Annotated in this window: 18 protein-coding genes; 11 read left to right on the forward strand and 7 right to left on the reverse strand. The window is 46.3% G+C overall.

Features of this window, described 5'->3' with window-relative positions; translation table 11 throughout:
• Nucleotides 1-55: 55 nt before the first annotated feature.
• The 6 genes from ACN08W_RS05845 (at nt 56) to ACN08W_RS05870 (ending at nt 10,207) form a co-directional block, all read left to right on the forward strand.
• On the forward strand, nt 56-2,044 hold the full coding sequence (locus tag ACN08W_RS05845) for a M13 family metallopeptidase (RefSeq protein ID WP_419109021.1): 1,989 nt from the start codon (nt 56-58) through the stop codon (nt 2,042-2,044).
• Nucleotides 2,045-2,265: 221 nt separating this feature from the next.
• Nucleotides 2,266-6,027: a TIGR03773 family transporter-associated surface protein gene (locus ACN08W_RS05850; RefSeq protein ID WP_419109022.1), complete on the forward strand. Its 3,762-nt coding sequence runs from the start codon at nt 2,266-2,268 to the stop codon at nt 6,025-6,027.
• A 103-nt stretch (nt 6,028-6,130) separates the two neighbouring features.
• Nucleotides 6,131-7,576: an anchored repeat ABC transporter, substrate-binding protein gene (locus tag ACN08W_RS05855; RefSeq protein ID WP_419109023.1), complete on the forward strand. Its 1,446-nt coding sequence runs from the start codon at nt 6,131-6,133 to the stop codon at nt 7,574-7,576.
• Nucleotides 7,577-7,610: 34 nt separating this feature from the next.
• Complete coding sequence (locus tag ACN08W_RS05860) at nt 7,611-8,618, forward strand: choice-of-anchor M domain-containing protein (RefSeq protein ID WP_419107127.1); 1,008 nt, start codon at nt 7,611-7,613, stop codon at nt 8,616-8,618.
• On the forward strand, nt 8,618-9,364 hold the full coding sequence (locus ACN08W_RS05865; protein WP_419107128.1) for a metal ABC transporter ATP-binding protein: 747 nt from the start codon (nt 8,618-8,620) through the stop codon (nt 9,362-9,364). The genes ACN08W_RS05860 and ACN08W_RS05865 overlap by 1 nt, the downstream gene beginning before the upstream one ends.
• The gene (locus ACN08W_RS05870; protein ID WP_419107129.1) at nt 9,365-10,207 is read left to right on the forward strand and encodes an anchored repeat-type ABC transporter permease subunit; all 843 of its coding nucleotides are present in this window, start codon (nt 9,365-9,367) and stop codon (nt 10,205-10,207) included.
• A gap of 80 nt (nt 10,208-10,287) precedes the next feature.
• Here the strand turns inward: ACN08W_RS05870 and ACN08W_RS05875 are convergent, their stop codons facing one another.
• Nucleotides 10,288-11,811, reverse strand: a complete 1,524-nt coding sequence (locus ACN08W_RS05875) for an MFS transporter (protein WP_419109024.1) — start codon at nt 11,809-11,811, stop codon at nt 10,288-10,290.
• Between the two features lie 19 nt (nt 11,812-11,830).
• Nucleotides 11,831-12,310: a polyketide cyclase gene (locus tag ACN08W_RS05880; RefSeq protein WP_419107131.1), complete on the reverse strand. Its 480-nt coding sequence runs from the start codon at nt 12,308-12,310 to the stop codon at nt 11,831-11,833.
• A gap of 149 nt (nt 12,311-12,459) precedes the next feature.
• Between ACN08W_RS05880 and ACN08W_RS05885 the strand changes: the two genes are divergently transcribed.
• From ACN08W_RS05885 to ACN08W_RS05895, 3 genes are all read left to right on the forward strand, one after another.
• Nucleotides 12,460-12,783, forward strand: coding sequence for a putative quinol monooxygenase (locus tag ACN08W_RS05885; protein WP_419107132.1), 324 nt, complete (start codon nt 12,460-12,462; stop codon nt 12,781-12,783).
• A 177-nt stretch (nt 12,784-12,960) separates the two neighbouring features.
• Entirely contained in the window at nt 12,961-13,779 is an 819-nt protein-coding gene (locus ACN08W_RS05890; protein WP_419107133.1) for an NUDIX hydrolase, read from the forward strand.
• A gap of 24 nt (nt 13,780-13,803) precedes the next feature.
• Nucleotides 13,804-14,625: a thermonuclease family protein gene (locus tag ACN08W_RS05895; RefSeq protein WP_419109025.1), complete on the forward strand. Its 822-nt coding sequence runs from the start codon at nt 13,804-13,806 to the stop codon at nt 14,623-14,625.
• Nucleotides 14,626-14,721: 96 nt separating this feature from the next.
• Here the strand turns inward: ACN08W_RS05895 and ACN08W_RS05900 are convergent, their stop codons facing one another.
• From ACN08W_RS05900 to ACN08W_RS05915, 4 genes are all read right to left on the reverse strand, one after another.
• Nucleotides 14,722-15,354: a superoxide dismutase gene (locus tag ACN08W_RS05900; protein WP_419109026.1), complete on the reverse strand. Its 633-nt coding sequence runs from the start codon at nt 15,352-15,354 to the stop codon at nt 14,722-14,724.
• Nucleotides 15,355-16,211: 857 nt separating this feature from the next.
• Nucleotides 16,212-16,640 carry a DoxX family protein gene (locus ACN08W_RS05905; protein ID WP_419107136.1) on the reverse strand — a complete coding sequence of 143 codons (429 nt, stop codon included), beginning with the start codon at nt 16,638-16,640 and terminating at the stop codon, nt 16,212-16,214.
• Nucleotides 16,641-16,835: 195 nt separating this feature from the next.
• Nucleotides 16,836-17,357 carry a ferritin gene (locus tag ACN08W_RS05910; RefSeq protein WP_419102253.1) on the reverse strand — a complete coding sequence of 174 codons (522 nt, stop codon included), beginning with the start codon at nt 17,355-17,357 and terminating at the stop codon, nt 16,836-16,838.
• Nucleotides 17,358-17,530: 173 nt separating this feature from the next.
• Nucleotides 17,531-18,058: a MarR family winged helix-turn-helix transcriptional regulator gene (locus ACN08W_RS05915; protein WP_419107137.1), complete on the reverse strand. Its 528-nt coding sequence runs from the start codon at nt 18,056-18,058 to the stop codon at nt 17,531-17,533.
• A gap of 346 nt (nt 18,059-18,404) precedes the next feature.
• Between ACN08W_RS05915 and nhaA (ACN08W_RS05920) the strand changes: the two genes are divergently transcribed.
• The gene (gene nhaA / locus ACN08W_RS05920) at nt 18,405-19,736 is read left to right on the forward strand and encodes a Na+/H+ antiporter NhaA (protein ID WP_419109027.1); all 1,332 of its coding nucleotides are present in this window, start codon (nt 18,405-18,407) and stop codon (nt 19,734-19,736) included.
• A gap of 200 nt (nt 19,737-19,936) precedes the next feature.
• Nucleotides 19,937-21,328 (forward strand): Na+/H+ antiporter NhaA, encoded by a 1,392-nt coding sequence (nhaA, locus tag ACN08W_RS05925; protein WP_419107139.1) that lies wholly within the window; start codon nt 19,937-19,939, stop codon nt 21,326-21,328.
• A gap of 12 nt (nt 21,329-21,340) precedes the next feature.
• Here nhaA (ACN08W_RS05925) and ACN08W_RS05930 read toward each other — a convergent pair whose 3' ends face one another.
• Nucleotides 21,341-22,087 (reverse strand): hypothetical protein, encoded by a 747-nt coding sequence (locus ACN08W_RS05930; RefSeq protein WP_419107140.1) that lies wholly within the window; start codon nt 22,085-22,087, stop codon nt 21,341-21,343.
• Nucleotides 22,088-22,096: the final 9 nt, after the last annotated feature.

Genomic DNA, 22,096 nt, shown 5'->3' on the forward strand with positions numbered 1-22,096 from the left:
GTTCTGCAATGTTTTAAGTGCAAATACACGTGACTCTCCTCTAGACTTAGGTTGTATGAGTACTAAAATTTCAGGAATTAATACCGAATATTTTGACCAGTCGGTAGCCCCTTCAGAAGATTTTTTCCGCCACGTTAACGGACGTTGGATTGACAACCATGTTATTCCTGCAGACCGCTCTAAAGATGGCGGTATGTATACTCTGCGAGATAAGGCGGAAGAAAACGTCCGTGAGATTATCGAGCAGGCAGCTCAGCAGGAGCCAGAGAGTCGTATCGGCATCCTCTATCAGGCATTCATGGATACTGAGACCATTAACAAGGACGGCATTTCTCCTATTCTGAGTGAAATTGATCCGATTCTTTCAGCGTCAACTCGAGAAGAACTCTTTGATGTTAACGCTCGTGCTTCGCGTGTGGGGGTTGGCTCTTTTATTGGTTGGTACACTTCTATCGATGTTCAGAATCCTGAAAAATACGTTGCGTATCTAATGCAGTCTGGTCTAGGGCTTCCGGATGAGAGCTACTATCGCGAAGAGAAGTATGAGCAGATTCGTCGCCAATATCAGGAGCATATTCGTCAAGTCTTTTCTCTTAGCGCCCTCGATGAGCGTGTTGGCGTTGAGGCTGCGGATATTGCTGAGCGCATTATGTCGTTGGAGACTAAAATTGCGTCTCATCATTGGGATAAAGTCACGTTACGTGATGCTCATAAACGTTATAACCCGTATGAGGCTTCTGCGTTAGAGGGTGAGTTCCCTGGTTTTGCCTTTTCGCGTTGGTTTGAGCTTCTTGGTTCTTCGGCTGAGCAATTTGGAACGGTGATTGTGGGGCAGCCTTCGTATCTTCGCGAGGTGGCTCAGCTGTGGCAAAGTGTTGATCTTCAGTCATGGAAGCTGTACTCACTATGGCAGGTGCTTCTGGCTCGCGTTTCATATCTTAATGACGAGTTAGTTCAGGCTCATTTTGAATTCTTTGGTCGGACTCTGTCGGGTACGGAGGAGTTACGTCCTCGATGGAAGCGCGGAGTGTCTGCGGTTGAAAGCTATTTAGGTGAGGAGTTGGGGCAGAAGTATGTTGCTCAGCATTTCCCACCGGCGCATAAAGAGAAAATGCTCGTTTTGGTGCAGAATCTTATTAAGGCGTATCACCAGTCCATTAGTGAATTACCGTGGATGACAGAGCAGACTCGTAATCGTGCGCTTGAGAAGTTGAGTCAGTTTGTCACTAAGATTGGTTATCCCGATAGCTGGCGTGATTATTCTTCTCTTGAGCTTGTGCCTGGTCAATTGTGTGAGAGCATCCGTCGTGCTTATGCTTTTGAGACGCAATTCCATCTTGACCGTATCGGGCAACCGGTGAATAAGGATGAGTGGTTAATGACCCCTCAGACGGTTAATGCGTATTACATGCCTCCGGCAAATGAGATTGTGTTTCCTGCGGCGATTCTGCAAGCACCTTATTTTGATCCTGAGGCTGATGACGCCGCTAATTATGGTGGTATTGGTGCTGTTATTGGCCACGAGATTGGCCATGGTTTTGATGACCAAGGGTCTAAGTATGATGGCACTGGTGCGTTAAATAATTGGTGGACTGATGAAGACCGTGAAGAGTTTGGGCGTCGAACACAGTCTCTTGTTGATCAGTATTCTCAGTACACTCCTCGCGGACTTGATGCTAGTGAGTACCGTGTTAACGGTGAGCTGACTCTGGGTGAGAATATTGGTGATTTAGGCGGTTTATCTATTGCGTTGAAGGCGTATCGTATTGCGCTTCAAGAAGCTGGTGTTAACGATATTAGTCAGGCACCTGTTATTGATGGTTTTACGGCTTTACAGCGTGTGTTTATTGCGTGGGGGCAGGGCTGGCGTACGAAGACTCGCCCTCAGCAGGCGCAGATGTTGCTTTCAACGGATCCACACTCTCCGGATGAGTTCCGTGTTAATGGTGTTGTAAAGAATATTGATGATTTTTATGATGCTTTTGATGTTCCAGAAGGTAGCCCGATGTATCTTTCTGCGGAGGATAGAGTTCGTATCTGGTAGATAACTTAAATGGAATATATACTAGCCATATAGTGATATTTTTCTTTTAGATAAGAGTCGCATGGGTGTTTTCAAGGTTTCTGTTTGAAAACACCCACACGACTCTTTATTGTGAGGTGCTGTTTTTGTGGAACGACATGAAAAGAAAATTTTTTAGCCATATACTGATAACGATTCTCATTATTAAGTTATGATGCTGAATGCATATCACTAGAAAGGCAATGATGTTTACACCCACATCTGGTGCATCAAAGCACCCTATTACCCGTTGCACGCTAGCAGCAGGTTTAGCATTTAGCTCTCTCTTCGCCGCTCTACCAGCAGCACAGGCTGGACCTGATGATGGCAAAATTGTTGCCACTCAAGCACATATCGACACCCCCAAGAGTTTCTGGGATGAAGATCAAAACACCTTCGCCATCTATGCTGAAGCACCTTCACAAGACGGCACTGGCCCAGCAAACTATGACCCAAACGATGCTGTTATTTGGGTTGGTAAAGGCTGGGGCTCAGACTTTAGACAGGCCAATCAGTACGCTTTCGTAGTGCCAGATTCTGAAGCAGCACGCTTTTTAGGTAATCCTGGCGATGTTCTCTATGCAGCACCTCAGCTTCCAAACTTCAACCATGATCCTGCGTGGGTTGGCTTTGGTGCAGATTCTGATATTCCTGTTGAAAAGTTCCGCGATGCAACGTTCTACCTTGATTTACTCCACGTAGACGGCCCCGGAGAGGTTCAGCTTTTTGGGTACAGCGGAAGCAACTCCCCCACCTCTTTCCGCCGTCTTCTTAGCTCAACAGACAACGGTTATCAATCTTCCCTCTTGCGTCAAGGAAGCCACACTCACAATTACACGAGTTTCACCACTCCTGGACGTTATAAATTCACCTATCGCACTGTTGCTCGTGCAACAGATGGAACGATTATTCAGTCCAAGCCAACAACCGTTACATGGCAGGTAGGCGGTCAACGCCCGCTCTCTGGTAGCGGAGCAGCTCAAGCGAACGAGAATGACACTCAAAACCGCTACGATACCGCACCTTCTGGTGATGTAACAACGGCTCAGTACGAGCTCTCCTATGCTCCTAAGGAAAAAGTTGAACGTGATGGAGATGATTTACTCACAACTCTTACGTTCCGTGCCGATAGCAAGGTCAACGGAAAACTTACCTTGTTCAATAACGGTTATTTCCTGACTGATTTAGATGTTGTCGATGGACAGGCTCAATGGGATGAGCTCTTTGGCACATCAGCTACAAACATTCAGGCAGTATTCACTCCAAACGAAGGTTCTGAGGGTGTTCGTTGGATTTCACAACCGCTGTCTTACACTCAAGGCGGCTCTGGTAGTGTCACTAGCGCCGAGGGTGAGAGCTCTTGGCCTGAAAAAGTGTCAGATCCCGATAATCTGACCCTTAAAACCGAGAATTATTCTATGACTTCCGGTAAATATTCTGTTGAGGTTCTTCCTTCAGATATTGAAGGATACGGGAAAGTCAAAGTTAAATTTGATGACCCTAATTTCCGAGGAGTCTTAGGCGGAGGTTTCTACTTTAAAGCTGATTCTCCGTACCCAGATACAGCTTTTGATGCGCCTTTTGTTAATGGTGAAGCAACGGCTTACTATAGCGATGATGGTTCTTGGATTAACAACGATCATTTGATTGTTAAGATTTTCCCTCATCCAGATATTGATGCTTATGCATCGTCTCTTGTACTAAGCGATAAGTATAAGAGTGGTACTTCTTATGCTGCTGATTCAGAAATTAAGCTGAATTCCGTAGCTTCTCCTGCTCCGGCTGAGCCTGTTGATCCTGCTCCGGCTGAGCCTGTTGATCCTGCTCCGGCTGAGCCTGTTGATCCTGCTCCGGCTGAGCCTGTGACTCCTGCTCCAGCTGAGCCTACTAAAGACCAATGTGTGGCAACACCATTTATTGGTAAAAAAATCCTAAGTGATGGACACGTCGACATTAAAGGCACGCTCAACCTTTCAGAAAAAAGCCTCGGCTTAGCTCTCAAGGATGAAACTGGCCAAATCGATTCAAAGGCTGTCGATAGAAACCTCAATGATATTGTCTTTACTGTTGGTGACCATGCCCGTCATACCCGCACAGCGCTCATGGGCGGAGAAGAACTTGATAGCTTCGTCGGTAAAGAGGGATCAATTTTCTACGCTTTGCCACAGACTCAAATTCAAGGAACCATCTGGCCAGGGTACAACACTCAAGAAATTGATTATTCAAAGATTGACGGCAGCGTTAAATTGCACATTGAACCGACGATGATGCCTCAAGACGCTACTTTTGGTATGTACCTTAGCGATGCTTTCGGTCAGAATCGAGTTCTTTTGGACTCAACAAAGAACCTCGATACTATCGATATTTCCTATGCAACGCATACCCATACGAACTGGATTTTCTCTACGGCAGGTAACTATGCATTTACGACGTATTACACTGCCACTCTCAAGGATGGAACTGAAGTAAGCAGCGAAAAGCAGCAGCTTTCTTTTGCTGTTGGAGAAGAAGCTATTACTTCTTGCATGACTGCAGCTGAAGTCGAGGATAAGGCTCCTGAGGCTCCTGAGGCTCCTGAGGCTCCTGAAGCTCCTGAAGCTCCTGAAGCTCCTGAAGCTCCTGAAGCTCCTGAAGCTCCTGAAGCTCCTGAAGCTCCTGAAGCTCCTGAAGCTCCTGAAGTAGAGGATAAAGCTCCCGAAGCAACGATGCCACCATCCTCAGAAGAAGACACCCCAGCTCCAGAAGTCACAGACCCTGTCGTTGAGGTTGTTGTCCCTGAACAGGCTGAGCACGGTGACCATCATGAGCACGGTGACCATCATGAGCACGGTGACCATCATGGGCACCATGAGCATGGGCACACCCACGGTGTAGCTCCAGCACCGACTGCCCAAACACCATCATCTGCTCAACACGCTAAAGCAACAGCACCAGCACAGAAGAAGTGTTACCCCAAAGAGCAAGTGATTGCCCACGCATCTCACAATGATCACGCACATCACGCTACTAACGCTTCATTTGTACCGGCTATCAAGCGAGCTGTTCAGACGAGCACCGTCGTCAATACTTCAGCTGACCAAGTTCACGAAGGACACTTTGATTTCGGCGCGCTACTTAGCGGAGGAAAACTCTCAGCCTCCGTCAAGGACGATCGCGTTAGCCCATCTCGATGGGTTGCACCTACCTCATTGCAATTCGTCTTGGGTAACGCCGCACAGAAAAAACTCCCTGCTGGCATGAGTGACATCGCTCCAGCCGGTAGCGATGTGTACTTGATTGGCGCAACCCAAGAAGCTGGAGTTCCATGGCTAGGTTGGAACACTCAAGATCCAGAACTTGTCAAGAACGCTCAAGGTCCTGTCACCATGAAGCTCAACAGCCTCAAAGGTCCAGGAAAAATGGCAGTGTTCCTCTCCGGAAACTTCGGTTCTGCTGGGCAGAAGGTCTTTGACTCCAACACATTAGGATCATTTGACGTTCCAGTAAACACCCACCAACACGGCAACTGGGTATTTACTGAACCCGGCAACTACACCGCAAACATCTCCTTCACCGCAACGTTGAAAAATGGACAGAAAGTCACAACTTCTGCCGACCTCAACTTCCAAGTAGGAGACGTTCAAGAGGGTAAGAGCCAAGCAGAAGAAAAAGCTTCTGCCCCTAAGGCACAGACTCCTCAAAAAACTCCACAACAAAAATCACAAGAAACCCAACGAGGCACTGTTGATACCGCAACAGGTATCGTCACACGTCCTGATGGGGCGAAAGTTCGTATCGTTGGAAAAACCGCTGACGGAGAAGATTGCGCACTACCTCAGCAAGAACTTGCACAAGCACAGAAAGAATCTGCAGCCGGCAAACTTGCATACACAGGTTCGCAAACCGGAACATATCTCGGTTTCGCAGCTTTGCTTCTCGTAGCTGGCGCGGGCGCGTTGACTATCGCTCGTCGCAAGAATGCGTAAATCGCGCATAGCGCGCATATTGGCGTACATCCCGGTCTTTGCTCTTGCACTGACCGGGTGTACGCCCCCTGCAGCCACCACCAGCAACCAACCATTGCAGGTGGTGGCTTCCACGCCTATCCTGGCAGATTTAGCACAAACTGTTGGAGGCTCACGCGCGCACGTTACCTCACTCGTTCCCCCCGGTGCTAACCCCCACTCATATGAGCCTTCTTTACGCGATATTCGAGATATTGCCTACGCTCATGTCGCGTTAACTAACGGTCTTTTATTAGAACAAAATAAGCTCATTCGGACTATTGATGCGAACCTCCCCGAAGCAGTAAAAGCCGTTCCCGTTGCAGAAAATATCTCTCAATACGGTGGGCAACTCCAACGTATTGTCGAAGACGCATCCTTAGATTCCCTCTGGCTCGGTGTACGTATTGAAGGTGGACATGCTGGTGAGCCAGTTCATCTGAACACAACAAAGATGGTAGGCCCCGGACAATCCGCAAGTTTTATTACAGAAACTTTCGGTGCTGTTGACACTGTTTCAGATTCTCATTCTTCCCAAGCAACTCGCACAGATTTAAATGGGCAAGAAGTCTCGACTGGTGTTTTAGGATCAGTAGAATTGCCGGCACAAGCTCATACCCACCTTTCGTGGAGTTTTGCAAAACCTGGTCTCTATGAGATAACGGTCCAAGCAGCAGACCATCAAGGAAAAACCACACAAGAACAAGTTGTTCGTTTTGCTGTTGGTGTTGATTCTGCCCAGCTTGCTCAAAAACTTGGTTCAGAGGTGAAAGTTCTCGATGCAGGACACGCAGACATTACTGCAAATATTGATACCGGCAAGATTTCTCTACGTACCGATTCACACGAAAATATCGAGTACTTAGACCCCGACAAGACCCTTATAGAAGTTCCGACCCGCACCTTGCAAGAAATACCTTCAGGTAGTCACTACCGTTTTTTGCATAACGATACGGGACAGGTGTATCTCTTAGCTCAAGCTGTTCTTGGAAAACATGTTCATGGGGATACTGACCCTCATTTTTGGCATTCCATTCCCAACGTTCAAGCTGCTGTCTCTGTTATTCGTGATGTCATGAGCGCAGCAGACCCTCAAGGTGCTACCGAGTACGCACGCAATGCTTCTGAATACGTTAAAGAACTTTCAAAAGGGCACCAAAAGTTACACGAAATATATGGGGCCCTCAACGAGTCTGAACGAAATATCATCACCACTCATGACGGTTACCGGTATCTAGCCGATACATATCAGCTCAAAGTGGTAGGTTTTGTGACTCCTGCCGCCGGCTCAGAACCAAGTGCGCAACAGCGAGCGCGTTTGCGTCGAACCATTGAAGATCTCAATGTTCCAGCACTTTATTTAGAGCGTGGAATACTTCAGCGGACAAGTGTTCTTGCAGAAGTTGCCGCAGATACAGGCACAAAAGTATGTGAGCTTTATGCGGATACTCTCGATACTCAAGCACCACATTATTTGGACATGATGTTGGCGAATGCGCACACCATACGCACCTGTTCTTCAGGAAAATAATTCACAGATAGGTATTTATAGAGAAGAAAGTTCTATGAAAAAGTTTCCTCGTTTAACCGCAGCCGTATGTACCCTATTGTTTTTAGGCAGTGGAACTTCTATTGCTCCTGCTATGGCAGATGAGACTGGTACAGAACACCACGATGCTAATGTTTCGGTACAAGAAAGGGCGTTAGAGCAGACGCTTAGCGCTGACTCTCCCATTGGCACAGAGAAAACGGTCATTCCACAAGGGCATGTTGATATGGGCCCAAAGTTTGTTGATGGTCAATGGCGTTTGATGCTTCATGACGATCACGGTCAGTCTCCTGTGTGGCGGCATCTTTCTGATGTCGTCCTTCAGGGCAATGATGACGCTAAGCTTCCAGTACCAGATGACCCGCGCTATGCTTTTGTGCAGGCTTCTGCTGGTGAAGATGTCTATGTTATTCCTCAGACCGAACGTTCTGGTGTTGTGTGGCCTGGATGGAACAGTCAAGACCCAGAAGTTGTGTCGCGTCTTGGTGAGGGCATGACGCTCACCCTAGAGAAGGTTGAAGGCCCCGGTCAGATGAGCCTCTACCTAGAAAACGGTAATTTTAGTGCTCCTCAGGTGCTCTGGAATTCTGCAGATACTCAAGCTCAAGATATTTGGGTTGATTCTAATAGCCATGTTCATGCGAACTGGGTGTTTACGAAACCCGGCGCATATTTTGTGACGGTTAAGGCTCATGCAACTCTTGCTGATGGCACCAAAGTTTCAGATACTGCACGCTTACAATTTGCTGTTGGTAGCGCGTTAAACCCGCAAGAAGTTTTTGCTCAAGCTGAGTCAAAACCGGAAGATTCTTCAGATTCAGATAGTGTGCAGTCGGCTCCTTCATCAGATACATCCACAGATTCTACGCAGAATACTTCAGCTCAAGATGCTCAGGACGCTGGTTCTTCCCTTCTTCCTATAGCGCTGTTTGTGGGTGTTGGGGCAGTTCTTATCGTTGCCCTGTACTTTTTCTCTCGTAAGAGTAAGCGTGCCCAGCAAGAAGCGCAGGAGCGTCTTCGTTGATGTATTCTTCTAGTCATTCTATTCACGGTTCTGATATGGGAACTGCGTTGGTATCAGCTGAAGGTGTTCGGGTTCGTTATGGTAATCGTGAGATTATCTCAGGTCTGGATATGACGGTTTCAGCTGGAGAGTTTATTGCCTTAGTCGGTGCAAATGGTGCCGGAAAAACCACGTTGTTAAGAACTCTTATGGGGTTGATTTCTCCTAGTTCAGGCAGTGTATCTATTCTGGGGCAGTCGCCGGCAGCTGCACGCGAAAAAATCGGTTATGTTCCTCAAAAACATTATTTTGAATGGTCTTTTCCGATTACTGTCAAAGACGCCGTGTTAACGGGTAGGACTCGGGCTATTGGTTGGTTTCGCCGCCCGTCAACGGATGATTGGGTGAGTGTTTTCCGTGCTATTGAGCGTTCTGGAATTACTCATTTACAAGATCGAGTTGTTGGTGAGCTTTCTGGTGGGCAACGCCAAAGGGTGTTACTTGCCCGAGCTTTAGCGTCAGATCCTTCTCTATTGCTCCTTGATGAGCCTTTCACGGGTGTTGATGCTCCGACACAGGATTCTCTCAATGAGTTGTATACGTCGTTGACAGAAGAGGGACTGGGCATTGTGATGTCTACTCACGATATGCTCTCGGCACTAACGCATTGTTCTCGTATTTGTGGTGTTCGGGGGGATCTTGCCTTAGATGTTCCTGCACATCAGATAAGTGTTGAAGAACTTCATCGTTGGCTCAGGGAGGCATAGTTGATTACCCCTCTAGATTTTATTCAGGATCTTTTTAACCCCCATCTGAGTTTTCTGCTTCGTGCTCTTGGTGCAGTTGTTATTGCGTCAGTTGTCACGGGAATTATTGGAAACCATGTGGTTTTGCGTGGAATGGTCTTTATTGGTGATGCTGTTGCTCACTCAGTTTTCCCTGGTTTGGCTGTTGCCTTTGTCATTGGTTCTAATTTGATGCTTGGCGGTATGGTTGCCGGTATCGTTACTGCTATTTTGGTGGCTATTTTTAGTCAGAATCAAAAGTTACGTGAAGATTCGGTGATCGGTATTTTCTTTGCTGGCTCTTTTGCCCTTGGTATTGTCATCATTTCTTTGCAACCGGGGTATTCGGGATCGGTGCAAGATTTTCTCTTCGGTTCTATTGTTGGCATCTCTACACAAGATGTTGTGACGGCTGCACTGATTGGCGCTCTTGTTCTTCTCGTCTTAACTGTTTTTCATCGTCCGATTGTTACGGTGAGCCTTGATAAAGAGTCTGCCCGAGCACTCGGCATTCCGGTCTTACTCATGGATATTATTTTGTATGTTTTAGTCACTATTTCGGTGGTTATTTCTCTACAAACGGTGGGTAACGTACTGGTTCTTTCGTTAATTGTTGTGCCAGCGTCTGCTGCTCGCATGTTGTGTTCTACGTTGCGAGGAATGATGTTCTTCTCCCCTATCTTTGGTGCAACATGTTCAACAGTTGGTTTATATCTTTCGTGGGCTTTTGATTTACCGGTGGGTGGAACTATTGTCTTGACGATGATTGCTGGCTTCTTAGTGTCGTGGGTATTCTCATCGTTGAAAACGCAACGTGCAGCCTAGGCGTAGCCCCCAAAAAACAAAAGAGTGTTTTCTTGAATCGGAAGGGTTCAAGAAAACACTCTTTTTTTACTCATACGTTTTTATGCTTGACGTAAGAGACGGTAGACGATTATTGAGGCGAGGGCCATCAGTATTGCGGAGATAACCGCTGTCCACACCACACCAGAGTCGAAGGCATGTTGTGCGGAGGTGAGCAGTTCGGTTCCGTGGTGTTCTAGGTGTTGTGCCACGGACACAGCGCCACCTAAGGTCTCTTGGGCATGATGTGCGTCGTCGGCGTTGAGACCTTGCGGTAGTTGAATCTGTGACCGGTATACCGCTGTGATGATTCCGCCAAGAACTGTTGTTCCAAGGAGTGCGCCTAATTCGTATGATGCTTCTGAAATAGCTGAAGCAGCCCCAGATTTTTCGGATGGGACGCTGGAGAGCATGAGATCATTTGCAATAGTTTCTCCTGCACCAGAGGCAGAGCCAAGCATGAGGAATGCAATCATCAGCCCTAAGTTTGTGGCAGCGTTATCAGAGATTGCTACTACACCATAGGCGACGGCTCCAAGCATTAAAGAGCCAGCGACAACTGTGCCGGGGCTAATTTTGGGGACGATTTTTACGACGGCTAACCCTGCAAGGACGGTAACCGTCAGCCCCGGTAGAAGAAAAATTCCGGCATCCATGGGTGACATTCCTCGGACCAGCTGAAGGTGTTGTGAAACGAAGAAAATGAATCCAGCCAAGGAGAAGATGGCGAGGAGATTACCTAAGATAGCGCCGGTAAAGGTGGGGTTAGTGAAAAGTCGCACGTCAAGCATGGGGATAGGTTGTTTAAGCTGTCTACGGATGAAGAGTGCACCGCAGATGAGTCCTGCTGTTGCTGTGAGAAGGTTCAGAGGTGTCAGCCCTGATTCTGCAACTGCTTTAATGGCATAGACGATGGTCGTCATCGTTGATATTGCAAGGAAGATGGAGAGGATATCAACGGCTCCGGGGTTGGGGTCTTGAGATTCGGGAAGTACCCATGGTGCAAGGGCAAGAAAGGGTAAAAGAACCACGAGGCCCATCAGAAAAATAGAACCCCATTGGAAATGTTCAAGGAGGAATCCTCCGACGATAGGTCCTAGTGCGGCCCCTCCAGAGAACATTGCTGCCCAGATAGCTATTGCTGTTCTTCGTTCGGTGTCATGGGTGAAAATATTACGAATCAGCGAGAGTGTTGATGGCATGAGCATCGCGCCGAAGAATCCAATACTTGCTCGCCCGATGATAAGCCACGTAGCGTTCGGTGAGAAAGCGGCTAAGGCTGAAGCGAGCGCAAACCCCGTTGATCCGATGAGTAATAGTTTTTTACGTCCGATTCTGTCTCCGAAACTTCCCATGGGTACGAGTAGTCCTGCGAGAACGAGAGAGTAGACGTCGATGATCCATAGCTGTTGCACGCCGGTCGGTTGTAATGCTTGGGAAATGGATGGCATCGCAAAGGCGAGTACGGTGTTGTCTACGGATACGAGCAGTACCGGTAGCATGAGCACGGCTAGCGCTGACCAGCGACGACGTGCGCTTATGGTTGGTTGGGTTTTAGAGATGATGGTGTTAGGGGCAGTTTTCACGAGTTATCTAAAGATTCTCCTATTTGAAGGTTCGATGCAGTTTTGCAAGGGATAGCGCAATATTTTTCCGGTTCCTGCTGTACATGCCTAATACTTTATATATTGGGTGAAGAGAGTATCTCCCCCATCGTGCTTCTCGAGCGTCGAAAGTTTCTCGTACGGTAACAGACCCATTGTGGTGGTCGATGAGTTCCCATCCCCATTCGTGCCCTGCGGGGTGACGCCATGTCATGAATTGATTTTTCTGTGCACGGGTCACCGTCAGTGTCATACGATAAGGGAGCAATAAAAACATTTTCTCTGTAAAACGGTCTCCTGTTTTAAGTTCTGGAGTTTGTTGAGAGAGTAGTTTCTGAACGCTTCCGCCACCGTCAAGCTCACAATGTTTTGCGGGGTTTGCGATAAAAGCATAGAGCTTGTGGATATCTGCGTTCAGTGTTGTTTCTGCGCAGATAACCGCAGGGTCAGTTTTTAAGAATTGCACCACAGGTTGAGTCATATGCTGTACTCTATCCTAGGTTTTTATCTTCATGGGAAATATTTCTTACCGCGCACTTGGGGCTGTTGTGCTGACGTGTCAAAATAAGAGTATCTACTTTTACAGTGGTTTCTACTCTAAATAGTTTAAATCCTCGAGAGGTACTTCCCATGATTTTTATTGTCGTTAAGTTCCCCGTCAAACCAGAAGAAGCCGACAGCTTCATTGAAAAACTCACTCCGTTCACTGAGGCCACTCGTGCAGAACCTGGTAATAAGTGGTTCCAGTGGTCTCGTAGCGTAGAAGATCCTTGTGAGTTTGTCCTTGTTGAAGCTTTTGAAGAAGATGCTGCTGAAGCTCATGTTAATTCTGATCATTTCCGTGAAGCGATGAAGACTTTGCAACCGCTTCTTACTCGTACTCCTCAGATTATTTCTCGTGTTATTGAGGGTCATGATTGGGATGAAATGGGAGAGCTTAAAGTCGAAGGCTAAGAAGCTTTAACATAAGTTTTTACGGGAAGACTCAGAGAATATGTTTTATGTTTTCTCACCTCTAAGAGTAATAGCATTTTCTCTGAGTCTTCTTGGCTCTAGTGCGGATAATTTTCACTAGAATAAGTGTGGATAGTGTAAACCCGTCTATGAAAACCAACTATGGGAGATTCCTTAATGACTGTGAACCCACAGGAAACAGAAAACAATGCTGCAGAGGGAGTGAATTGCCCTTCTACTCAGCTTGCGGTGTCTACTGTTATTCTTGCCTTGCGTGCGAAGGAGGGGGAATCACAGCATTCTCTATGGCTCCCATTAGTACGTCGTTTGCGTGAACCTTATAAGGGACAGTGGGCGCTACCTGGCGGCCCGTTACCTTATGATATGTCTTTGGAGCAGGCAGCTGGTTCCACGTTGAAACGAGCAACGGGGCTTGTTCCTGGCTATCTTGAGCAGCTCTATGCTTTTGGTGATGTTCATCGAACACCAGATTATCGTGTGCACCGTGATGGTGGTTCTCTACCTGTCCCGACAACGGACACCCAAGATACTCCACGCACTGTCTCTGTTGTGTATTGGGCGTCTATTCCTGCGACGGAAGTCAGCCATACCCGAATCCACGAGAATATCCGTTGGTTCCCTGCTGATGAGTTACCGTTGTTGGCTTTTGACCATAACGAGATTATTGAGTATGCGTTGTATCGTTTGCAGAATAAGGTGGAGTATTCTCGTATTGCTCACTCTTTCTTGGGCGAGGAATTCACTTTAGCTCAATTGCGTGAGGTGTACGAAGCAATTTTGGGGCGTCCTTTGGATCCGGCGAATTTCCGTCGTCAAATTGCTGCATCTAAATCTATTATTGATACGGGTAAACGAGTTGAGGGAACTCGTCATCGTCCTCCGCGTTTGTATCGTTATGATCATTCCAAAGCTTTTGCTGATCAAGGGCCGTTGGGTATGTATCGTGCTGCAGAGCATGCAGCAAATAACCTTTAACCTTTTTAACCTCTAAGGAATTTTATGAAAATCACTCGCACTTTTGTTCTCTCAGGGGTAGCTCTCTTGGCGCTTTCAGGTTGTTCTTCTGCTACCCCTCAGCCTGAGCCGTCACCGTCTTCTAGCAAGATTTCTTATGCGGATGGGTTGCACGCTAAAGTTCTTTCTGTTGAAACAGCAAATACGATTACTGTTGATGTTGATGGACGAACTAAGGAAGTTCGTTTGTTGAATGTTGTTGCGCCAACCGAACATAATAATGAGTTTTCGGGGTCATGCTTAGTTCCTGAGTCCACAGACTTTTTAAAGCAGAAACTTCCTGAGGGCACTGAAGTAACCTTGGACTTTGATGATTCACGGGTGGGTTCTTCGGGATATCTTGAAGCTGCCGTCTATGTTGGTGATGATTTGATTAATGCTGACGTTGTCCGTGAGGGATTTGCGACAACAACGTTCCTTTCTCAGAGGGATGAGCATTATGCCCCTGTCTCTGAGGCTCAGCAAGAAGCTGCTCGTGAGGGTCGCGGCATTTATTCTAAAGATGTTGAGTGTTCTCTTCCTCATGCTATCCAGCTCCATCTCGATCGAGTTCATCGGGCAGATGATTCTCAGAATGAGGAAGAACGTATCGGCCTATATAAGTCCGCATCAAACTTTTATAACACATTGATGTCTGAAGCGAAATCTCCGGACACCTGGGTTGGTTCTATTGTGACTCTTGATGCAGTTAAGGACCAGCTCAAAGAGCTTAAGAATGCTCTCGGCAAGAACTATTATGATGTTCAGGGTAAGAGTGAACGTGAAAAGCAGTCTGAGGCGAATGAGCCGATTCGTCCTGGCAGCTAGTTTTAGCTGTTTTTATAACCTTTAAATGCTGGTGGGGGAGACAACACATGTGTTGTCTCCCCCACCAGCATTTAAAGACTGTGTCCTTATGCGGTTTTATGCGCTAGGGATGATGAGTCCTTTAGTTTGGGATACTGCACGGAAGAATCGTTCTTGGACGTCTGCCCAGTTAACGATGTTCCAGAATGCGTTGACGTATTCACCTTTGACGTTTTGGTAGTCGAGGTAGAAAGCGTGCTCCCACATATCTAGTTGTAGTAGTGGGATAAGACCGACAGAGATGTTGCCTTGTTGGTCATAGAGCTGTTCGATGACGAGACGTTCACCAACGGTGTCCCATGCGAGAATAGCCCAACCTGAACCTTGGATGGTGGTGGCTACGTTGGTGAAGTGGTTACGGAATCCGTCAAAGGATCCGAAGAATTCATCGATTGCAGCAGCAAGTTCGCCAGTGGGTTTGTCGCCGCCTTCTGGGGAGAGGTTCTGCCAGAAGATGGAGTGGTTGGTGTGTCCGCCGAGGTTGAAGGCGAGGTCTTTGGAGAGTTTTGAGACAGTACCAAAGGAATTGTTCTCGCGTGCTTCGTGAAGCTGCTCTAGTGCTGCGTTTGCGCCAGCGACATAAGCTGCATGGTGCTTGTCGTGGTGTAGTTCCATAATGCGTGCGGAAATATGTGGCTCAAGTGCCGCGTAGTCATAGGGTAGGTCCGGAAGAACATACTTCTCTGCCATCAGGAGAGTTCCTTTCACAAGTTGTGTTGTTTTGTATCGTGATTTTTTGGTTTCATGTACAGTTTACGCATTGAAAGTAGGGTTGTCTTCCAAGGGGAACTACAGTTCGACTTGCAGTTGAGGTTTTTGAGTACTTTCAAGCTCTTATATTTGTTCTATTGAAAATACATTTATTCACGTCAGAGACACTTTAAGTAGGTTTTAGGGGAGCTTTAGAGATTCACTCCCCCCAGATTGTTTTCTCAAGAAAATATTGTGGATAATGTGAACAAAGTTTTCCACAACTCGTGGATAAATATGTGGAATGTTCGAATATCAGCGATTATATTGGCTTATTTTGACTAAAAATTGCTTATTTTTCTATGAATTTCGAATAATTTCAGAAATCATCGTATTAATCTTCGATAATGACAGTGGTGTAAGTTTTCCACCCCTGTGGATAAAACCTGTGTATAACTAATATTAAAACACCATCTTCCCTGTTTTATACGCCACCTATTTGCAGATTTTCCACATTGAGTAGTACAGAAATCTCCATTAAGTGGAAATTGTGCACATACTTATCCACAAATGGGGATAAATGAAGAGGCTCGCTAGATGAGCGCAACTAAGATTTTCTTTCTATCAGTGAAACAATACTTGAGAAACTCGCAAAACAGCATGTCAAAAGCTTATTTATAAGGAGAGTCTACCCAAAAATTGCAGCTCATTTCCTTGTCACAGCGGTGTAATCACACGAGTGTAAGTTTTCCACTGCTGTGGATAAAATCTGTGCATAACCTTTAAAATGCACAAAAAGAGGGTTCATCATTGATAACTCAATGATGAACCCTTCAAAAAAGAATATCAGTTAAAGACTAAGCAGCAACTTTTCCTCGAGCAAAAATTCGGTCTACCGCATAAGCGCCAGGTCCTGTCAGGACGAGAGCCACTGCCATGACCGCATAGCTGAGAGGAAGCTCAAAGCCGCTACCACTTGCAAAGAACCCATTTGAGATATGAACAAACGCAATAGCGCCAAACATAACAATACTTGTGAGAAGTGCCGCCAAGCGAGTTGCTAACCCAAGAATAATCAGCAGTCCACCAACAAGTTCAACGTAAGTGGTGAAGTTTGCGGAGATTTCAGGGGCAGGAATCCCGAGTTTCTCAAATCCTGCGGTAACACCGCTGATGGTCTTTTCGCTGTATTTTTGCCAGCCGTGCAACATCATTGCAATACCTAGACCGAGGCGTAGAACCAAAAGCCCTACAGAAGATGAAGGTGTATTTCTTAAAATATCCATAACTTTATCTTCGTCTAGAAATACTTTCCATTACAAGTTCCTAGACGTATAAAGTAACATTTATTATGCCTTTTTATGGTGATTTATAGCACTATTGCAAAGATGATGCTTAAACAACAGTGGGGCATGACACAAAACCAGTGCCATACCCTACCGTTATCAGGGTCTCCCTACACAGAAACTAACGTTTCACAGTTAGGAGCCAGCAGGAGTTGGTGCAGAATCATCAACACCATGGTCATCACCAAACTCACGAGCCACAAAGTTCTCAATATCAAAGAGGTTATCTGTACGTTTACAGATAGTTACCAAAGTTTCCATTGAAGCAACTTCTTCCACCTGTTCCTTGAGGAACCACAACATAAACTGCTCGCCCAAAGCATAGTTCTCAGCGCGAGCAGCTTCAAAAAGAGCCTCAATCTGCTCAGTAACCGTCTTCTCCTGTTGCAAAGAAAGCTCAGCAATCTCTAAAACACTCGAAAAATTATTTTCAACATGAGGAATACCTGGAATCTGAATTTCTTGGCCACGATCTAGCTGATATTGGACCATCATCAGAGCATGCCCGCGCTCTTCTAAAGACTGACGATAAAAATGGCGAGCAAGCTGAGGCAGGTCCTCAGAATCAAGCCATACTGCCATCGCTAAATACTGGTGAGATGCGTGGAACTCATGTCCAATTTGTTCACTGAGAAGCTCATAAAAGTTCTTAGCCATTAGGTAATCTCCTTATATATTGGCTCACATGCACCCAAGGCATGTTTTTATGTGCAGAAAAGCTACACGACAAATCTGCAATATCAATAGCTTCCTGTCAGGACTGATACAAGATAAAGCCCCTCAAATCGAGCTATTACATCTCAGTCTAAAGCACTCACACCCAACTAAGGCTAGCCCAAGAGCATAGAACGTTTAACCGTAATAACGTCAGAAGGCTTATCCCCCAAAACCGATTCACCAATTTTGGCTAATTGTTTAATCTGGCGAGGACCTAAATTATTAAAAATTTGCTGACGAACCTCTGCAACATGCCCCGGTGCAGCGTCTTGTACTTTCTTCAGGCCTTTATCCTCTAACCTACACATCGATACCCGACGATCTTTACTCCACAAAGAACGAGTAACATAGCCGTTCTTTTCTAAACGGGTTACAACACGAGAGAGCCGAGGCAATAGAGTATTTGTCTGATGTGCCAACTCAGTCATGGTTAGGCATTGTTCAGAAGCTTCTGATAAGACTGCTAAAACCATATATTCGACGAAGCTCAAACCAGAATCTCGCTGTAGTTGTGCTTCAAGTTTTCCCGGCAGGCTAAACATCACAGAGGCAAGGAACAACCAGCCTTCGCGTTCTTCTTCAGATAACCACGCTACGGTATCAGCGTCCTGAGAACATACTTCAGATGGGGGTGTACTCATGCTCAAGCCTCCGTTCTTTCCAATGGCCGAAGTCTAAAAAATCTAACCTTTTCTATTTTAGTGATTAGTTAAGACATTATGTCTGTTTCATAAATATTTGAGGCATATATGTGGACTTTTCTCATGGTAGCGGTGCCCAGACTAACAGAAGTCATCATTTATGACGTTTTCTCTCCTATGATAAGCTTGCTACCTAACACTCTATGTGGATAATACCGCTGAAAAGCTCATACCAACTATCCACCCAAGAGCATGGTGTGCCGGGAAGTCTGGTCGGCTCGTTTCCATACAACCCTTATCGAAACGGAATGTATCAAAGTCACACCACACATGCACAAGGAGCTATATGTCTTCTCAGACCGTCCTTTCGCGCGGCTCATACAAAGAGTCACAGCGCATTACAGAGATTCTTCGCAAAGAATCTGTTGGCGGGTTCATCCTACTCGGAGCTACAGTCCTCGCTCTGATTCTCGCTAACACTTCAGCTGCAGATTTCTATTTCAACCTGCGAGACACCAAACTAGGTCAAGACATTGGGGACTTTCACCTCAAGCTATCCCTAGGGCATTGGGCTGCAGATGCTCTCCTTGCCGTATTCTTCTTCCTTGCGGGTCTTGAACTCAAAAAGGAATTTGTCATTGGCGATTTACGCAACCCGGGAAAGGCACTTGTCCCCGTTGCGGCAGCAGCCGGCGGTGTAGCGCTTCCAGCCATCATTTACACCCTCATCAACCTTAATTCAGGTGCTGAAGCGCTCGGTGGATGGGCAATTCCCGCTGCAACCGACATTGCGTTTGCAGTAGCTGTTCTTGCTGTTATCGGTACACACTTACCGGCAGCGCTACGAACATTCCTCCTCACTCTTGCAGTAGTAGACGACCTCATGGCGATTATTATTATCGCTATTTTCTACACCTCAGAGTTGAAGATTCATTATCTAGCGATTGCTATTGTGCCCATCATCATTTACGCGCTGATTGCTCGTAAAGGTGAAAAGATGTTCCACCTGAAACCGGCAACATCATGGCTCGTGCTACTTCCTATTGGTGCTATTGTTTGGGCACTATTCCTCAATTCTGGTATTCACGCCACGATTGCTGGCGTTATCCTCGCCTTTACTATTCCCGTAAAACATACTTCTCACACCCATGCAGCTGATGCAGATCATGGATTAGCAGAAGTTATGGAACACCGAGTCCGTCCATTCTCTGCAGGATTCTGCGTTCCAGTCTTTGCGTTCTTCTCTGCAGGTGTTGCTATCGGCGGTCTTAACGGTTTCACCAGTTCTCTCAAAGACCCCATTGCCCTAGGTATTATCATCGCTCTCGTTGGCGGTAAGATTATCGGTATTTTCGGGGCAACATGGCTCGTTACCCGTCTACGTCATGCTAACCTCGACCCCGATATTAAGTGGGTAGATGTTCTTGGTTTAGCAGCACTTGGTGGTATCGGTTTTACCGTTTCATTACTCATTGCAGAACTATCCTTTGGTATTGGTTCAGAGCATAATGACCACGCGAAAATTGCGATTCTTACAGGTTCTATCTTGGCAGCGCTTGTCGGTGCAGCGATTCTCGGATCTCGCAATAAGTACTATAAGAACCTTGAGGCTAAAGAGTCTGTAGATGCTGATGGTGACGGCGTCCCCGATGTCTTCACCGATGACTCAGACGGATAGTTTAACGCCTGAGACATGGAGAAAACCCGCACTGTGGAATGATTTTCTACAGTGCGGGTTTTTTGTGACCTTCTTATCAAAACCGCATGAGATAGTGCACATTATGCACCAATTAATCAGTAAACATACTGTTTTTCTGGTGCTATTGGCTAAAGTACATAGCAGCACATCACACCATTTCTTCAGAAAGTTCTCCCCCTATGACACGTTCCGCTTACGATGAGGACAACGAACAAGCCGATGATGTTTTCTCACGCGGAACGTACGCTGAATCATCGCGTATCGCACACATTCTCAAGCGAGAATCATCCGGAGGATTCATACTGTTATGCGCCACAGTTCTGGCACTCATCCTTTCTAATAGCCCCGCTTCATCGCTCTATTTTGGTGTTAGAGAAACTGAATTAGGTTTTCACATCCCAGGGTTTGAACATCTTGTGATGCCTACTAGCCAGTGGGCGGCAGATGGGCTCTTAGTCGTCTTTTTCTTTCTCACTGGTTTAGAACTCAAAAAAGAGTTTGTTTTAGGAGATTTGAGGAATCCTCAACGCGCTATTGTTCCGGTAGCAGCAGCTTTTGGTGGTGTTATCGCGCCAGCGCTCATATTCTTTGCTGTTAATCATTCCAGCCCTACAGCAGTCCATGGGTGGGCTATTCCTACAGCAACAGATATTGCGTTTGCCGTAGCTGTTATTACGGCAGTTGGCTCTCATTTACCTTCAGCGTTAAGAACTTTTCTTCTGACGCTAGCAGTAGTAGATGACCTCATTGCTATCTTTATTATTGCTGTCTTCTATACTCATCATTTCAAGATAAGTTACCTTTTACTTGCAATTATTCCGATAATCGCATATTTATGGATTGCTCATCGTTTTGAGTATTTCTTCCACACTCGCACATGGGCGGCTTGGGTTATCCTCTTACCTCTTGGCATAGCAACATGGGCTTTATTCCTCGAATCAGGTATTCACGCCACCATTTCAGGTGTTCTTTTAGGTTTTTGCATTCCCGTAAAATACACTCAACAAGCTCGTGCCGTTCAAGCCGACGCAGGCTTAGCAGAGGTGCTCGAAAAAAGAATGCGCCCCATATCCTCCCTCCTTTGCATTCCTCTCTTCGCATTCTTCGCAGCAGGAGTCTCCTTCGGAGGGCCTGAGGGACTCATCAAAGCCCTCCGTGACCCAGTATCTCTAGGAATTATTGGAGGCCTAGTTCTTGGCAAGAGTATCGGTATTACCCTCACAACTTGGCTGATTACGCGACTCAAAAATGCGCATCTCGACCCCGACATCCAATGGATAGACATTCTATGCATCTCTATTACTGGAGGTATCGGTTTCACGGTGTCGCTTCTCATTGCCGAACTGTCTTTTCCAGCTGGCTCCGCTCATACAGAAGACGCCAAAATTGCGATTCTCGTCGGCTCTATTACAGCAGCATTAATCAGCGGTATCTTATTATCTCTACGCAATAAGGCATACCGAGATATTGAGATTAAAGAAAATATCGATGAGAATGCCGACGGTATCCCGGATGTCTTCAGCGATGATATCGACAGAATTAAGGCAGCGTCACGACGAAACACCCGCTAATCGAACAACGGTTTAGGCTGTTTTCAAAAATATTCCAAGAATTGCTTGCAGTACCGGATAGATGAACACATCTGCACATAAGATAGCACCCAAGCTAAAGCAGAGTGCAGGAACAATATATGCGAATAAACGCCCGCAACGACGCCGTATCGCGTCGATCATAACCCCAAAGATTGCTTCACGGCGATATAGCATCAAAAGCAATAGCAATACGAGTGGAAATTGAGAGATGATAGCCCAACCTAATAGTCCAAGGCTACGGATAGGTAGTGGTTGTTGTGCTGATAATGCAATATATGTGGTGAAAGAAATTTCGAAAGTGATGATGGCAAGGAAACCTAGTGTAAAAAGAGCTAACCCCACGGGGCTTGTGAAACGCATTTTTTTGGTGTGTATTTCATTGCTATCTAAGCGGTGAGCATGAAAACGTATTCTCATAATGGAATATATTCCGTAAGTGACCAAGAGCAATGCACACACCAATTTACCCACAAGAACAGGAACCTGACGGCTACTAACAATCCACGAAAGAATCTGTTTCCACGGTAAATGATTTAGAGTCTCCCCCAATACAGCAGTGAGAAAGAGACCCCACATTACAATGCCTAAAATAATCGACAAACAAAAAACGAACACTGCTCTACGTGAACGCCGACCTGGACGAACCGAAAGATAGTACACCGCTAACAATGCCGGTGTTGGGTCAAACCCAGCAATGCCTAATGGCAATAACAACCCAAAATAATTAAAAACGCTCATTACTACCGA

Source organism: Rothia sp. CCM 9419, from assembly GCF_048512815.1.
GTDB lineage: Bacteria > Actinomycetota > Actinomycetes > Actinomycetales > Micrococcaceae > Rothia.

What these genes read in the sequence shown, in the direction of transcription:
- ACN08W_RS05910 (WP_419102253.1), bottom strand. Translation starts at nt 17,357, where the DNA reads ATGGCTAAGAACTTTTATGAGCTTCTCAGTGAACAAATTGGACATGAG.
- ACN08W_RS05860 (WP_419107127.1), top strand. Translation starts at nt 7,611, where the DNA reads ATGAAAAAGTTTCCTCGTTTAACCGCAGCCGTATGTACCCTATTGTTT.
- ACN08W_RS05915 (WP_419107137.1), bottom strand. Translation starts at nt 18,058, where the DNA reads ATGAGTACACCCCCATCTGAAGTATGTTCTCAGGACGCTGATACCGTA.
- ACN08W_RS05850 (WP_419109022.1), top strand. Translation starts at nt 2,266, where the DNA reads ATGATGTTTACACCCACATCTGGTGCATCAAAGCACCCTATTACCCGT.
- ACN08W_RS05900 (WP_419109026.1), bottom strand. Translation starts at nt 15,354, where the DNA reads ATGGCAGAGAAGTATGTTCTTCCGGACCTACCCTATGACTACGCGGCA.
- ACN08W_RS05845 (WP_419109021.1), top strand. Translation starts at nt 56, where the DNA reads ATGAGTACTAAAATTTCAGGAATTAATACCGAATATTTTGACCAGTCG.
- nhaA (WP_419107139.1), top strand. Translation starts at nt 19,937, where the DNA reads ATGACACGTTCCGCTTACGATGAGGACAACGAACAAGCCGATGATGTT.
- ACN08W_RS05885 (WP_419107132.1), top strand. Translation starts at nt 12,460, where the DNA reads ATGATTTTTATTGTCGTTAAGTTCCCCGTCAAACCAGAAGAAGCCGAC.
- ACN08W_RS05880 (WP_419107131.1), bottom strand. Translation starts at nt 12,310, where the DNA reads ATGACTCAACCTGTGGTGCAATTCTTAAAAACTGACCCTGCGGTTATC.
- ACN08W_RS05895 (WP_419109025.1), top strand. Translation starts at nt 13,804, where the DNA reads ATGAAAATCACTCGCACTTTTGTTCTCTCAGGGGTAGCTCTCTTGGCG.
- ACN08W_RS05865 (WP_419107128.1), top strand. Translation starts at nt 8,618, where the DNA reads ATGTATTCTTCTAGTCATTCTATTCACGGTTCTGATATGGGAACTGCG.
- ACN08W_RS05930 (WP_419107140.1), bottom strand. Translation starts at nt 22,087, where the DNA reads ATGAGCGTTTTTAATTATTTTGGGTTGTTATTGCCATTAGGCATTGCT.
- nhaA (WP_419109027.1), top strand. Translation starts at nt 18,405, where the DNA reads ATGTCTTCTCAGACCGTCCTTTCGCGCGGCTCATACAAAGAGTCACAG.
- ACN08W_RS05890 (WP_419107133.1), top strand. Translation starts at nt 12,961, where the DNA reads ATGACTGTGAACCCACAGGAAACAGAAAACAATGCTGCAGAGGGAGTG.
- ACN08W_RS05905 (WP_419107136.1), bottom strand. Translation starts at nt 16,640, where the DNA reads ATGGATATTTTAAGAAATACACCTTCATCTTCTGTAGGGCTTTTGGTT.